The sequence below is a fragment of the Cupriavidus sp. 05T313 genome, from assembly GCF_056396665.1.
Genome location: NZ_JBFTLX010000115.1, coordinates 21686 through 34852, shown reverse-complemented (window position 1 = coordinate 34852; position 13167 = coordinate 21686). Strand labels below are relative to the sequence as shown.

Annotated in this window: 14 protein-coding genes; 7 read left to right on the top strand and 7 right to left on the bottom strand. The window is 67.1% G+C overall.

The window, feature by feature from the left end; genetic code table 11:
* Both AC1DKD_RS23190 and AC1DKD_RS23185 read left to right on the top strand, forming a co-directional pair.
* Positions 1-165: AroM family protein (locus tag AC1DKD_RS23190; protein WP_477143756.1), on the top strand; the 165-nt coding region annotated here is incomplete at its 5' end.
* 76 nt (positions 166-241) lie between these two features.
* On the top strand, positions 242-1243 hold the full coding sequence (locus AC1DKD_RS23185; protein WP_441635255.1) for a Bug family tripartite tricarboxylate transporter substrate binding protein: 1002 nt from the start codon (positions 242-244) through the stop codon (positions 1241-1243).
* 97 nt (positions 1244-1340) lie between these two features.
* Here AC1DKD_RS23185 and AC1DKD_RS23180 read toward each other — a convergent pair whose 3' ends face one another.
* Together AC1DKD_RS23180 and AC1DKD_RS23175 are read right to left on the bottom strand one after the other, a co-directional pair.
* Positions 1341-2309 carry a tripartite tricarboxylate transporter substrate binding protein BugE gene (locus AC1DKD_RS23180; RefSeq protein ID WP_477103373.1) on the bottom strand — a complete coding sequence of 323 codons (969 nt, stop codon included), beginning with the start codon at positions 2307-2309 and terminating at the stop codon, positions 1341-1343.
* Between the two features lie 139 nt (positions 2310-2448).
* Positions 2449-3075, bottom strand: a complete 627-nt coding sequence (locus tag AC1DKD_RS23175) for a chalcone isomerase family protein (RefSeq protein ID WP_441635251.1) — start codon at positions 3073-3075, stop codon at positions 2449-2451.
* A 123-nt stretch (positions 3076-3198) separates the two neighbouring features.
* On the opposite strand from AC1DKD_RS23175, the gene AC1DKD_RS23170 reads away from it, so the two are divergent.
* A complete protein-coding gene (locus AC1DKD_RS23170) occupies positions 3199-4092 on the top strand; it encodes an AEC family transporter (protein ID WP_477143755.1) in 894 nt (297 codons plus the stop codon).
* Here AC1DKD_RS23170 and queG read toward each other — a convergent pair.
* The gene (gene queG, locus AC1DKD_RS23165; RefSeq protein ID WP_477143754.1) at positions 4085-5308 is read right to left on the bottom strand and encodes a tRNA epoxyqueuosine(34) reductase QueG; all 1224 of its coding nucleotides are present in this window, start codon (positions 5306-5308) and stop codon (positions 4085-4087) included. The two genes, AC1DKD_RS23170 and queG, sit on opposite strands and share 8 nt — an antisense overlap.
* Before the next feature lie 16 nt (positions 5309-5324).
* On the opposite strand from queG, the gene tsaE reads away from it, so the two are divergent.
* Both tsaE and AC1DKD_RS23155 read left to right on the top strand, forming a co-directional pair.
* Positions 5325-5837 (top strand): tRNA (adenosine(37)-N6)-threonylcarbamoyltransferase complex ATPase subunit type 1 TsaE, encoded by a 513-nt coding sequence (gene tsaE, locus AC1DKD_RS23160; RefSeq protein WP_441637405.1) that lies wholly within the window; start codon positions 5325-5327, stop codon positions 5835-5837.
* Entirely contained in the window at positions 5831-7330 is a 1500-nt protein-coding gene (locus tag AC1DKD_RS23155; protein WP_441637403.1) for an N-acetylmuramoyl-L-alanine amidase, read from the top strand. The genes tsaE and AC1DKD_RS23155 overlap by 7 nt, the downstream gene beginning before the upstream one ends.
* A 73-nt stretch (positions 7331-7403) precedes the next feature.
* Here AC1DKD_RS23155 and AC1DKD_RS23150 read toward each other — a convergent pair whose 3' ends face one another.
* Positions 7404-8426 carry a bile acid:sodium symporter family protein gene (locus AC1DKD_RS23150; RefSeq protein ID WP_035860807.1) on the bottom strand — a complete coding sequence of 341 codons (1023 nt, stop codon included), beginning with the start codon at positions 8424-8426 and terminating at the stop codon, positions 7404-7406.
* A gap of 95 nt (positions 8427-8521) precedes the next feature.
* On the opposite strand from AC1DKD_RS23150, the gene AC1DKD_RS23145 reads away from it, so the two are divergent.
* A complete protein-coding gene (locus tag AC1DKD_RS23145; RefSeq protein WP_035860810.1) occupies positions 8522-9427 on the top strand; it encodes a LysR family transcriptional regulator in 906 nt (301 codons plus the stop codon).
* 19 nt (positions 9428-9446) lie between these two features.
* Here the strand turns inward: AC1DKD_RS23145 and AC1DKD_RS23140 are convergent, their stop codons facing one another.
* Complete coding sequence (locus AC1DKD_RS23140; protein ID WP_441637400.1) at positions 9447-10205, bottom strand: class I SAM-dependent methyltransferase; 759 nt, start codon at positions 10203-10205, stop codon at positions 9447-9449.
* A 203-nt stretch (positions 10206-10408) separates the two neighbouring features.
* Here AC1DKD_RS23140 and AC1DKD_RS23135 point away from each other — a divergent pair, with 203 nt between their 5' ends.
* A complete protein-coding gene (locus tag AC1DKD_RS23135) occupies positions 10409-11272 on the top strand; it encodes an MmyB family transcriptional regulator (protein ID WP_477143753.1) in 864 nt (287 codons plus the stop codon).
* Between the two features lie 6 nt (positions 11273-11278).
* On the opposite strand, the gene AC1DKD_RS23130 is transcribed toward AC1DKD_RS23135, so the two are convergent.
* The gene (locus AC1DKD_RS23130; protein WP_441635092.1) at positions 11279-12037 is read right to left on the bottom strand and encodes a 3-hydroxyacyl-CoA dehydrogenase; all 759 of its coding nucleotides are present in this window, start codon (positions 12035-12037) and stop codon (positions 11279-11281) included.
* Positions 12038-12225: 188 nt separating this feature from the next.
* Entirely contained in the window at positions 12226-12891 is a 666-nt protein-coding gene (gene adk / locus AC1DKD_RS23125) for an adenylate kinase (protein WP_477143752.1), read from the bottom strand.
* Positions 12892-13167: the final 276 nt, after the last annotated feature.

Here is a 13167-nt window from a genome sequence, read left to right as displayed (position 1 = left end):
GCCCTGCGCGGCTGCGACCTGATCGTCATGCATTGCATGGGCTTCACCGAGGCGATGCGCCTTGAGGTGGCGCGGCATGCGCAGGCACCGGTATTGCTGTCGAACCGCATGGTGGCCACCGTGCTGGCGCAGGTGCTCGATCGCACTGATGCCGCGCGGGCATAAGCCGACTAACCGGGGTGCGGGCAACCCGGCAGACCTGTTACCCATTGCCCATGACATAGCTGGAGCGCGACTCAAGATGGAAAAGCTGGTGAAACGCATGCGGCCGCTGCTACGCGGCTTGCTGATGGTGGGCGTAGGCATGGCCGCGGTATCGACGGTATCGGTTGCGCAGGCGCAGGAGTGGAAGCCAGCAAGGCCGGTACGGCTGCTGGTCGGTTTTGCGCCGGGCGGCTCGGCGGACCTGCTGGCGCGGCTGGTGCAGGCGCCGCTGTCGGACAGCCTGGGGGTTCCCGTGGTGGTGGAGAACGTGCCCGGCGCCGGTGGCAATATCGCCGCCGACAAGGTTGCGAAGTCCCCGGCGGATGGCTACACCATCGGCATGGGTGCCGCCGGCGCGATGGCCGTGAGCCATCTGCTCAATCCCAAGGGAACGCCCTACAAGGTGGAGGATTTCACGCCCATCGTGATGCTCGCCACGCAACCCAATGTGGTGATCGTCGCCCCCACCTTGCCGGTGCGGAACATGGCCGACTTCGTCGCCTACGTGAAGCGGACCCCGTCGGCCACCTTCGGCACGTCGGGCGTCGGCACCTCCAATCACCTGATCGCCGAGACCATGCTGCACCGGCTCGGGATCGACATGGTCCATGCGCCGTACAAGGGCGCCACCCCGGTCATCACCGACCTGATGGGCGGGCATATCGCCATGACCGTGGACAATATCACCACGGCAGCCAGCCTGGTCCAGGCTGGCAAGGTCAAGGCGCTGGCCGTCACCGGCAGCACGCGCTCCGCGTTGCTGCCCGGCGTGCCGACGCTGGCGGAAAGCGGCCTCAAGGGCTTCGACATGCCCACCTGGCAGGGCATTTTCGGCCCCAGGGACCTGCCAAAGCCGGTTGTGGAGCGCTTCAACAGGGAACTGGTGAAAGCGCTGGCGCGGCCGGAGGTGAAGAAGAAACTGGCGGAGTTCGGCTCCGAACCGGTGGGCGATACGCCTGAGCACTTCGCCAGCTTCCTGGCGCAGGACCGCAAGATGTGGGCGGGGGTGATCAAGTCCGCCAACGTCACGCTCGAATAAGCGGCACCGGGGCGCAAATGCCCGCCAAATAAAAAGGCCCCCGTATCGGGGGCCAACGATGCGCTGAAGCCTGGCGTTCATGCAGGCAGGCGCGGTATCACTGCTCCAGCTTGATGTTCTGCACCTTGACCAGGTGTTTCATCTTTTCGAATTCCTTCTTGATCTCGGCCGCGTGCTCCGCCGGGGTGTTGCCCGAGGGTTCGGCGCCGGCGGCGCGCAGGCGCTGCTGGAAGTCCTTGTCCTGCAGTGCCTTGACGGCGGCTTCATTGAGCTTCTTGATGACGTCGTCAGGCGTGCCGGCCGGGGCCACCAGCCCGTACCAGGCCGGGTCGTTCGGCTCCTTCAGGCCCAGTTCGCCGAAGGTCGGCACGTTCGGCAGCGCGTCGATCCGCTTGTTCCATGCCACCACGATCGGGCGCAGCTTGCCGGCCTTGATGTAGGGCATCGAGGAGGGCAGGTTGTCGACCATGATGGGTACCTGGCCGGCCAGCACGTCGTTCAGTGCCGGGCCCGCGCCGCGGTAGGGGATATGGACCATGAAGGTCTTGGTCGAGACCTTGAACTGCTCGCCCAGCATGTGGCCGAAGGCGCAGGTGCCGGATGTGGCGTACGAATACTTGCCCGGATTGGCCTTCAGCGCAGCCAGGAACTCCTTGTAGTCCTTGGCCGGGAAATTCGGGTTGACCGCGATCACGTTGGCTACGTTGGCCAGGTTGGTGATGGGCTTGAAGTCCTTGATCGGGTCATACGACAGCTTGGGATTGCAAGCCGGGTTGACCGCCATGGTGGACACAGTGGAGATGCCGATGGTGTAGCCGTCGGGCGCGGCCTTGGCGATGGCGTCGGCGCCRATCGAGCCGCCGCCGCCGGCGCGGTTTTCCACCACCACGGGCTGGCCCAGGATGCGGCTCATCTGGTCGGCCGCGCCACGGCCCACGATATCCGTGGTGCCGCCGGGCGCGAACGGGATAATCAGCCGGATCGGCTTGCTCGGGAAGCTTTGTGCCTGCGCCAGGGTGGCGGCGGCTGCCAGGCCCAGGGCCAGTGCGATTTTGCTGGATTGCATGAGATCGTGTCTCCCGTCAAAAGACCGGGCGGGGATATCCCGCCCTAGGTAAAGAACGCCGGCCAGGCATCCGCGGTGGCGGAGCGGCGAGGCCGGCGGCGTGAGTTCTGGCGGGCGGGCTTAGGGCCGCCTTTGGCGGTCAACCGCCCAGGAGTCCGCGCTTGAGTTCCCGGTCGACCGGATGGTCGCCAAGGAAAACGCGCAGCACCGCCTGGTAGAAATCCTCGCCCGGGATCGGCTTGCCGCGCGGCGTGCCGTTGATGGCGACCATGGTGCCGCCATCGGGCGAGAAGTCGAAATTGATCACGTCGCCCTTGCGGGCCGTGCCCATCTGCTCCATGGTCTGCCTGAGCTGGAGCATGCGGTCGGATAGCCGCTGCAGCTGGATCTCGCTGTGGTTTTCGCGAAGCCCGTCGTTCAGCGCCTTGATAAAGGTATCGGGTGCGACTTCGCGCAGCGGCCGGATCTGCAGGCGCTTGGGACCGTGGCCGCCCAGCACCACGGTGGCGTTGCGCGCCTTTTCCGGCAGGTAAAGCGCGGCCACATAGCCCTTGAGAATGAACGCCGAGCGCAGCCCGGTGCCATTGAGCTGCAGTTCCTTGCCGCCGACCCGGATCGCATCGTCGATGCGCATCCCCTCGACAACGTTGGCGCGCGCGTGCCCCGGCGGCATGGCCAGGGCCGAGCCCACGCAGAGGGTGAGCGCCAGCTGGCTGGCGCGGCGGCGCAGCGATGCACGCGCGGACGGGGTACGACGGGAAAACATGGAAGCTGGACGGTACGACGGAACGTGCCATATTCGTCGATTTCTGAAACAATACCAATTGGTATCTGCCCTAGTCTGCACTTGGCGTGACGCGGCGGCCATCACAATAAATAAAACGAGACGATGTCTTCTGCTCTCCTGCTGGTGCCTGATTTCAGCCTGATCCTGATAGGCTGGCTGCTGGTGCGCTACACCGCGTTCGATCGGGCCTTCTGGTCGGGCGTGGAGCGCCTGGTGTACTTCGTGCTGTTCCCCGCGCTGCTGCTGCAGTCCACCAACAGCGCCAAGTTCGATTTCTCCTCCACCTCCGCCATGCTCGGCCTGGCGCTGCTGACCACGGCATTCGGCATGGTGGGCGGCTATGCCGTCAAATGGGTGCTGCGCCCCGAACCGCTGGATTTCGCCTCCGGGCTGCAGACCGCATTCCGCTTCAATTCGTATATCGGGCTGGCGTTAGCCGCGCGCCTGGGCGGCAGCGAGGGGCTGGCCATGATGGCGGTGATCGTGGGCTGCACGGTGCCGCTGTGCAATGTGGCCGCGGTCTGGGCGCTGGCCCGCCATGGCGAAACCCGGCTGTGGCGCGAACTGGCGCGCAACCCGCTGATCCTGGCCACCGCTGGCGGCCTGCTGACCAACCTGATCGGCCTGCACCCGCCGGACGTGGTGGCAATGACGCTGAACCGGCTCGGCTCCGCATCGACCGCGCTGGGGCTGATGACGGTAGGGGCCGGCCTGCAAATGAGCGGCGCCACGGGCGCGATGGGGCCGGTGGCGTGGTGGAGCGGAGTCAAKCTGCTGGCCATGCCTTGCTTTGCATGGGCGGTGGGGCGGATGTTGCCGCTGACCGGGTTGCAGTCGCAGATCGTGGTGCTATTCGCCTCGCTGCCGACCGCGTCGAGCGCTTATATCCTGGCCGTGCGCATGGGCGGCAACGGGCCGATGGTGGCGGCGACGATTTCCGTCATGACCGTGCTGGCCATCGTGACCACGCCGTTCTGGCTGTCCCTGGTCAGCTAGCGCGGGCCTCGGCGGCGCGATCCTGCGCCAGCGCCCAGTCGATATGCTCGCGCACCAGCGGGCTGGCCTCGGGCTGGCGCGCCGCCAGCGCGGCGCGTATGCGGGCGGCCAGCGCCGCGTCGCCGCTGGCACTTGCCGCGCGCAGGCTGTTGCCCAGCCCCACCGCCAGGTTGCGCAGCCAGCGTTCGTGGCCGATGCGGCGGATCGGGCTGCCTTCCAGCCGCTGGYTGAATTCCGCCTCGGTCCAGCCGAACAGCTCGGCCATGTCGGGCGCGTCGAAGCCATTGCGCACGTCAAAGTCGGGCAGCGTGGCGCGGTGGGCGAACTTGTTCCAGGGGCAGGCCAGCTGGCAGTCGTCGCAGCCATACACGCGGTTGCCCATCGGCGCGCGCAGCGTCTCGGGGATGGCGCCCTTGTGCTCGATGGTCAGGTAGGAGATGCAGCGGCGCGCGTCGATCCGGTAAGGCTCCAGGATGGCCTGGGTCGGGCAGATATCGATGCAGCGGCGGCAATTGCCGCAGTGGCCAGGCTCCGGCGCGTCGGCCGGGAAGGGCACATCGACCAGGATCTCGCCGAGGAAGAACATCGAGCCGCCTTCGCGGTCGAGCAGCAGCGTGTGCTTGCCGCGCCAGCCCAGCCCGCCCTGGGCGGCCAGCGCCACCTCCATGACCGGCGCCGAATCGGTGAACACGCGATAGCCGAACGGTCCGATGGCGGCCTCGATGCGGCTGGCGAGCTGCTGCAGGCGGTTGCGCAGCACCTTGTGATAGTCGCGGCCCCGCGCATAGAGCGAGATCACGGCGGTGGCGGGGTCATCGAGCCGGGCGAGTTCGTGTGCGCGCCAGTCGTCGGGGCCCGCGGCCGGCAGATAAGGCATGCGCGCCACGATGGCACGTACCGTGCCGGGCACCAGTTCGGCGGGCCGGGCGCGCCGCAGGCCGTGGTTCGCCATATAATCCATGTCGCCGTGGTAGCCCTGCGCCAGCCACGCCATCAATCCTGCCTCAGCCCGGCTGAGATCCACTTCGGCGATGCTGACCGCGTCGAAGCCAAGCTCCGCGCCCCAGGTCCGGATCGAGCGCGCCAGGTCCGCCAGCCCCGCGGCGTCCGTGCCCGGACGTGCAAGGGACGGCCCGGTGCCAGGCTCGCCCCTAGGGTCGGAGTCGCTGGCAGGAGGGGGCGAGGCGGCTGGCGCCAGGGTTGCTCGGTCGATCATTCCCGAATTGTACGCAATGCCCCTGCTCCAACAACGCACACTCAACCTGCCCGACGAAGCGGCCACCGCCCGGCTGGGCGCGGCGCTGGCCGATGCCGTGCGCAAGCTGCCGCCGCAGACCGTGCACCTGCAGCTCTCGGGCGACCTCGGCGCCGGCAAGACCACGCTGTCGCGCGCCATCCTGCGCGCGCTCGGCCATGCCGGCAAGGTGCGCAGCCCTACCTACACGCTGTGCGAGCCCTACTCGGTCACGCGCGCGGATGGCTCGCCGCTGACCGCCTATCACTTCGACCTGTACCGTTTCGCCGATCCGGAGGAATGGGCCGATGCCGGTTTTCGCGATTGTTTTGCCGAACCGGCCGTTAACCTGGTGGAATGGCCGGAGAAGGCCGGCCGCCTGCTTGGGGAACCGGACCTGCACCTGTTGCTCCAATCGGACACAAGCGACGCCGACGACGCGGCCGAACGCCGTATCGTTACGCTTAGTGCCTATACTCAGACTGGACTTACCCTGCTTTGCGCATGCTGATCAAGCGAATCGCCACCGACCGCCCCGACGATATCCAGCTGGCCCGCCGTAAATGGCTGGCGCAGTGCCTCAAGGCGAGTGCCGGCACCGTGGTGCTGACACTGGCCGGACCACAGATCGCCTTTGGCGCCGGCATTGTCGCGGTGCGGGTCTGGCCCGCCGAGGAATACACCCGCGTCACCATCGAATCCGATGCGCCGCTGGCCGCCGTCCACCAGATGGTCCACGGCCCCGACCGCCTGGTGGTGGACATCGATGGCCTGGATTTGTCGCCGACCCTGCGCGAGCTGGTGGCCAAGATCACCTCCAACGACCCCTATATCCAGACCGTGCGCGTGGGACAGAACCGCCCGCGCGTGGTGCGGCTGGTATTCGACCTGAAGGAAGACGTCTCGCCGCAGGTGTTTACGCTGGCGCCGATCGGCAGCTACCGCAACCGCCTCGTGTTCGACCTGTATCCGGTCAACCCGCCCGACCCCCTGTGGAAGCTGGTGCGCGATACCGAGGACAAGCAGCGCCGCTTTGCCGCCACGCAGCCGCCGGCCGGCGCGGACGGCGTGTCCGGCGCGCCCGCCACTAGCGAGGAGGACGTTATCGGCGCGCTGGTGCGCAAGTTCGACGACAAGGGCGGCAACCCGGTGCCCGCCTTGCCGCCGATGGCCGCCACCCGGCCCAAGCCGCCGGCACCGTCGGTTGCGCCATCCATCCCGCCGCTGGCGCAGAACAATCCGCCTCCGTCCCTGCCGGCCAACAACCCGCCGGCGGACCGCCCCTTCAAGATGCGCCGCCTGCTGACGGTGGCGATCGATCCCGGCCATGGCGGCGAGGATCCCGGCGCCACCGGCGCGTCCGGCTCGCGCGAGAAAGACGTGGTGCTGCAGATCGCGCACCGCCTGCGCGCCAAGATCGATGCGCAGCCCAATATGCGCGCCATGATGACGCGCGACGCGGACTTCTTCGTGCCGCTCAATGTGCGCGTGCAGAAGGCGCGCCGGGTGCAGGCCGACCTGTTCGTGTCGATCCATGCCGATGCGTTCCTGTCGCCGGAAGCCAAGGGCGCCTCGGTGTTCGCGCTGTCCGAGCGCGGCGCATCGAGCAGCGCCGCGCGCTGGATGGCCAACAAGGAAAACGCCTCCGACCTGATCGGCGGCGCCAACATGGGCAACAAGGATGCCCAGGTGGCGCGCGTGCTGCTGGACCTGTCCACCACCGCGCAGATCAACGACAGCCTGCAGGTGGGCAAGGCCGTGCTGGCGGAGATCGGCGGCATCAACCGGCTGCACAAGGGCAGCGTGGAGCAGGCGGGCTTTGCCGTGCTGAAGGCGCCGGATATTCCCTCGATCCTGGTCGAGACGGCGTTCATCAGCAATCCGGAGGAAGAGCGCAAGCTCAACGACGAGAGTCATCAGGAGCAACTGGCCAATGCCATCCTGCGCGGCATCCGCAATTATTTCGCGCGCAATCCGCCGCTGTCGAAGAATCCGTCGGTGTAATGGGTAAAGGGCGGGGCAAGAAACAAAACGGCCGGCAATCATGCCGGCCGTTTGCCATGCTACGCGGTGAAACTCAGGCGCGGGCGGCAGCGCCTTCGGGCAGCGCGTCGCGGCTGGCGTAGCGCGAGGCGATCACCGAGCATACGATCAGCTGCAACTGGTGATAGACCATCAGCGGCAGCACCAGCAGGCCCAGCGCCGGGTGGCCGGCGAACAGGATCTTGGCCATCGGGATGCCGTTGGCCAGGCTCTTCTTGGAGCCGCAGAACACCGCGGTGATCTCGTCTTCCACCGAGAATCCGAGGCGGCGTGCGGTGAAGGTGGTGGTGGCCAGGATCACCACCAGCAGCACGGCGGCGAGCGCCATCACGGCACCGATGGTTTCCCAGCTGTATTTGTGCCACAGGCCGGCGGCCGTGGCGTCGCAGAACGAGGAATAGACGATCAGCACGATCACGCCGCGGTCGATCTTGCTGGTGATCTGCTTCTTCTTGGCAAGCCAGCTGCCGATCAGCGGGCGGGCCAGCTGGCCCAGCGCGAACGGCAGCAGCAGTTGCAGCGCCACGCCGGTCAGCGCCTTGCCCAGCGGCATCGAGGCACCGCTGGCGCTGATCACCAGGCCCATCAGCAGTGGCGTGACGGCCATGCCGATCAGGCCGGAGATGGTGGCATTGAAGATTGCACCAGGCACGTTGCCGCGCGCCATCGAGGTCATCGCCACCGAGGAGGAAACAGTCGACGGCAGCGCGCACAGGTAGAACACGCCCAGCAGCAGTTCGGCGGGCAGTGCGTTGCGCAGGCCGAACATCAGCGCCAGCCCGACCACCGGGAAGACGATATAGGTGAAGCTCTGCACGAAGGCATGCAGGCGCCAGTGGCGCGCGCCCGCCACCAGCTTGTCGCGCGAGAGGGCGGCGCCGTGCAGGAAGAAGACCAGGGCCACGCCCAGGTTGGTCACCATGCCAAGGTGCAGCGGGCCGTCGCCGGTGCCGAGTTCCGGTGCCAGCAGCGCGATGCCGATGGCGGTGAGCATGATCAATACGAATCCGTCGATCAGGTCGTAGATTTTCTTGAAGGGTGAGAGGATGGCGGACATGACTGCAAGGTTGGATTAGGGTTTCGCCTAGTATTGGACGCTAGCGAAGCCTAGAATGCAAATTCATTTATCGTATCCATTCATCTCATAGACGCATGAATTACACCCTGCGCCAGTTGCGCGTCTTTCTTGCCGTGGTCGGGCATGGCAGTTTCAGCCGTGCCGCGGATGCCGTCGGCCTGACCCAGCCCGCGGTCAGCCGCGGCGTGGCGGAGCTTGAGGAAGCACTTGGGGTACGGTTGCTCGACCGCACCACGCGGGAGGTGGTGGTGACCGATGCGGGGCAGGCGCTGGCGCCCGCGATCGAACGCCTGCTTGGCCAGCTGGACGACACGCTGGAAGAAACGCGGCAACTTGGCGAGCGCTATCGCGGTCGCGTCGTGATTGCCAGTGCGCCCACGATTTCGGCCCGCCTGATGCCGCTCTATGTATCGGCCTGCGCGCGCCAGTATCCGGATATCCGCCTCAGCATTCGCGATAACGTGCAGGCCGACGGCCTGGAGCAGATCCGGGCGGGGGCGGTGGATTTCGGCGTGTTGATCGATCCGCAGGCGCCCGAAGGGCTGACCATCGCGCCGCTGGCCACCGATCCGTTCTGCTTTGTGTGCCGGCGCGATCACCCGTTGGCGGACGCCGATTCCGTGCCGTGGTCGGCGCTCGATGGCATGCCGCTGGTGCTGCTCGATTTCGCCTCGGGCAGCCGGCCCCTGATCGACCGGATCTTCGCCAGTCACGGCATATCGCCCAACGTGGTGCAGGAACTGGGGCATTCGGCCAGCGTGTTCGGCATGGTCGAGGCCGGCATCGGCGCCTCGGTGCTGCCCTCGTTCTCGCTCCCGCTGCCCGCCGCGTCGCCGCTGGTCTGGCGGCCGCTGACGCCGCGCGAGGAACGCCGCATCGTCATGGTGTGCCGGGAAGACCGCTCCCTGTCGCCATCGGCGGCGGCCGTCTGGCAGATGGTGCGGAGCCTGCCGCTGCCGGCCGAGCCAGCCATGCCGTAGCCATCGGCGGCCGGCAGGCTTAGCTGCGCGAGGCCGTCAGCATCACCGCTTCCAGCGCAAAGCTGCCATCCTGCTTGACCAGGTAGTGGTCACGTACTTCCGCCGGCGCCAGTTGCCACAGATGCTGGATCGCGGCCACCGCCACGGACGGCGTGCGCATGCGCTGCACCCAGGTGGCGAACTCAAGCTCGATGCGCCAGACCGGGGACACGCTGGCGCTGAAGCCTGCGGCCTCCAGCATGGCTTGCCAGGCGGGCCCRGTGTAGTCGCGGATATGGGAAGGATCGCGCAGCAGTTCCACCGATTGCAGCCAGGTGTCGAGCAGCGGGTCTTCCGAGCCGGCAATGTCGATCAGCACGATCTTGCCGCCCGGCTTCAGCACGCGATGCATCTCCGCCAGCGCTGCCGGCACGTTGCGCCAGTGGTGGGCGCTCATGCGCGAGATCACCGCATCGAAGCTGGCATCGCCGAAGGGCAGCGATTCCGCCGTGCCCTGGCGGGTGCGGATATTGGCCAGGCCCTTGTCGCGGGCTGCCCCTTCCACCACCGCCAGCATTTCGGCTGACAGATCGTAAGCCGTCACTTCGGCTGCAACACCCGCCGCCGTGAAGCTCGCATGGCCGGCCCCGCAACCCAGATCCAGCACCCGCGCCGCCGGCAGGCTTGCCAGCTCCTGCGCAAGCTGTTGCAGGTCGGCGCCCTGGGCGTGGACCGCGCTGGTGAGGTAGGCGCTGGCGGTGGCGCCGAACTGGGCGGCAACGAGTTCTTGTTGTTGCATGAGGCTCTCCTGGCGGCGATGGCCGCTGGTGAATTCTAGTGAAGGGATTTGCAGGGATTCGGTGCTTGCCCGCTTAACGGGTTCGACGTACTGTAGCAGGCTGTTCTCCCGGTACAAGTCAGGCTTTTATCCTGGTATAAAACGCACCAGTTTCCATCCTGGCGGGGTGCTACCTGCCCGTTCCGCCCAGTCCGCTCACGCTCATGATCGATCACGACACAACAGCCGAATCGTCCGGCCAGTCCGCCGCCGCACCCGATGCCGCCAGCGCACGCGAACTCACGCGCGAGGCCGTGCTGGGCAGCTTCCTGCGCGCGCACCGCGAGCGCGTGGCCCCGGAACAAGTCGGGCTGGCACCGGGCCGCCGGCGCCGCACGCCGGGTTTGCGGCGCGAGGAACTGGCGCAGCTGTCGGGCCTCAGCGCTACTTGGGTCACGTGGCTGGAGCAGGGCAGGCCCGTGGCGCTGTCGGCGCGCGCGCTCGCCAGCCTGGCCAGCGCCCTGCGGCTGACGCGCGCGGAGCGGGCCTATCTGTTCGAGCTGGCCGGACGGCGCGATCCGATGCAGGCGCAGGACGAACACGTCCCGGCCACGGTCCTGGSCAGCGTGGAAGCCATCGCCGGACCGGCCTATCTGCTGGACCGGCAGTGGAACGCGCTGGCGTGGAATGCCGCCGCGGCCGACCTGTTCGTCGGCTGGCTCGATCCCGCCAGCGCCGAGCGCAACCTGCTGCGCAGCATGTTCCTGTCACCGGGCTTGCAGGCACTGGTGGACGACTGGCCGCACCGGGCGGCGCGGCTGGTGGCGGAATTCCGCGCGCACAGCATCCGCCATGCCGAAGACCCGCCGACGCGGGCGCTGGTGGAAGGATTGATTGCCGAGAGCCAGGTGTTCCGCACGGACTGGCTGTCGCAGGACGTGGAGGAACGCCAGGGCGGCCGCCGCGGCTTTCGCCATCCGCGGCGCGGGCTGCTGCACTTCGAGCAGCTCACGCTGGTGCCGGCAGCCGCGCCGGGGTTGACGCTGGTGATGCTGATGCCGGCGCGGGCGCTGGCGGAAGAAAGCTGACGCGCCTTACTTCGGCTGCATGCGGATGGCACCGTCGAGCCGGATCACCTCGCCGTTGAGCATGGTGTTGCCGATGATGGCGGCGACCATCTTCGCGTACTCTGCCGGGCGGCCGAGACGCGACGGGAACGGCACCATTTTGCCAAGGGCGTCCTGCACCTCTTGCGGCATGCCCAGCAGCATCGGCGTTTCGAAGATGCCCGGTGCGATCGTCATGCAGCGCACGCCGTCGCGCGACAGATCGCGGGCAATGGCCAGGGTCATGGCGACCACGCCGCCCTTGGAGGCGGCGTAGGCGGCCTGGCCGATCTGGCCGTCGAACGCCGCCACCGAGGCGGTGTTGATGATCACGCCGCGCTCGCCTTCGGCGTCGGGCGTGTTGCGCACCATGGCCGCGGCAGCGAGCCGGATCATGTTGAAGGTGCCGATCAGGTTGACGCGGATGGTCTTGTCGAAGGCGTCCAGCGGATGCGGGCCGTTCTTGCCGACAGTCTTGTTGGCGGTGGCGATGCCGGCGCAATTGACCAGGCCGGCCAGGCGGCCCAGCGCGGTTGCGGCGTCCACGACGGCTTGCCCGTCGGCCTCGCTGCTGACGTCGCAGCGCACGAAGCGTCCGCCCAGTTCGGCCGCCAGCGCGGTGCCGGCGGCCTCGTTTAGGTCGGCGATCACCACCTTGCCGCCGGCGGCCGCCAGCATGCGGGCGCTGCCCTCGCCGAGCCCTGAGGCGCCACCAGTGACGATAAATACGTTGTCGCGGATTTCCATGCTTGTCTTCCTCGCTTGAACTTGAGTGTGTGGTTCTTTGATTTTCTGGTGCTGCGGATACGGGATGGTGACATAACGTTTACGTAAACGTCAATCCGCGCTCAAAGGCCGGCCCTCATTGCCCAGAAACAAAGAAAGCGACCCGTAGGTCGCTTTCTTTGTTTCATGCAGCGCTTGCGGCGCGCAGATTACTTCAGTGCGTCGAACACGCGCGCGGTGATGTCTTCCACGCTGCCAACGCCCGCGATCTTGCGGTACTGTGGCGGCKAAACCTTGGCCGACGCATCGCCATCGGCGGCCCACCTGGAGTAGTAGTCCACCAGCGGACGGGTCTGCTGGGAGTAGACATCGAGGCGCTTCTTGACGGTCTCTTCCTTGTCGTCGTCGCGCTGGATCAGCGGTTCGCCGGTGACATCGTCCAGGCCTTCGGTCTTGGGAGGGTTGTACTTGACGTGATAAGTACGGCCCGACGCCACGTGGGCGCGGCGCCCGCTCATGCGCTCGATGATGGCGTCGAACGGCACGTCGATTTCCAGCACGTAGTCGATCGCCACGCCCGCTTCCTTCATGGCTTCGGCCTGCGGAATGGTGCGCGGGAAGCCGTCGAACAGATAGCCGTCCTTGCAATCGGCCGCCTGCAGGCGGTCCTTGACCAGGCCGATGATGATGTCGTCCGACACCAGTCCACCCGCATCCATCACCTTCTTGGCTTCCACGCCTAGCGGCGTGCCGGCCTTCACCGCGGCGCGCAGCATGTCGCCGGTGGAGATTTGGGGGATGCCGAACTTTTCGCAGATGAACTGGGCTTGCGTGCCTTTGCCGGCGCCAGGTGCGCCCAACAGGATCAAACGCATTACGGGTCCTCAGAGTTTTGAATCTGGTATGGCAGGGGGAATGGAAGGAGGGTAACGCCGAAACTTGACGCGAGGCTTACCGCGCCATCAGGTCGGCGCGCCCCGGATCGGAGTCTGGTCTGTTGACGGTCGGCACGCTTTAGCCGCTGCCTCTGGCGGCGGGCGGGTACCGAACGGGCTCACTCTTCATCTCCCCACCGAGCCTTGGCCGGGCGCCCGGGCGCCCGACGGCTCTGTATCGCCGAGCATTATGCCATGAGGCGGCGCGAAATCGGC

What these genes read in the sequence shown, in the direction of transcription:
- AC1DKD_RS23130 (WP_441635092.1), bottom strand. Translation starts at nt 12,037, where the DNA reads ATGGAAATCCGCGACAACGTATTTATCGTCACTGGTGGCGCCTCAGGG.
- AC1DKD_RS23175 (WP_441635251.1), bottom strand. Translation starts at nt 3,075, where the DNA reads ATGTTTTCCCGTCGTACCCCGTCCGCGCGTGCATCGCTGCGCCGCCGC.
- AC1DKD_RS23155 (WP_441637403.1), top strand. Translation starts at nt 5,831, where the DNA reads ATGCTGATCAAGCGAATCGCCACCGACCGCCCCGACGATATCCAGCTG.
- tsaE (WP_441637405.1), top strand. Translation starts at nt 5,325, where the DNA reads ATGCCCCTGCTCCAACAACGCACACTCAACCTGCCCGACGAAGCGGCC.
- AC1DKD_RS23145 (WP_035860810.1), top strand. Translation starts at nt 8,522, where the DNA reads ATGAATTACACCCTGCGCCAGTTGCGCGTCTTTCTTGCCGTGGTCGGG.
- AC1DKD_RS23185 (WP_441635255.1), top strand. Translation starts at nt 242, where the DNA reads ATGGAAAAGCTGGTGAAACGCATGCGGCCGCTGCTACGCGGCTTGCTG.
- AC1DKD_RS23150 (WP_035860807.1), bottom strand. Translation starts at nt 8,426, where the DNA reads ATGTCCGCCATCCTCTCACCCTTCAAGAAAATCTACGACCTGATCGAC.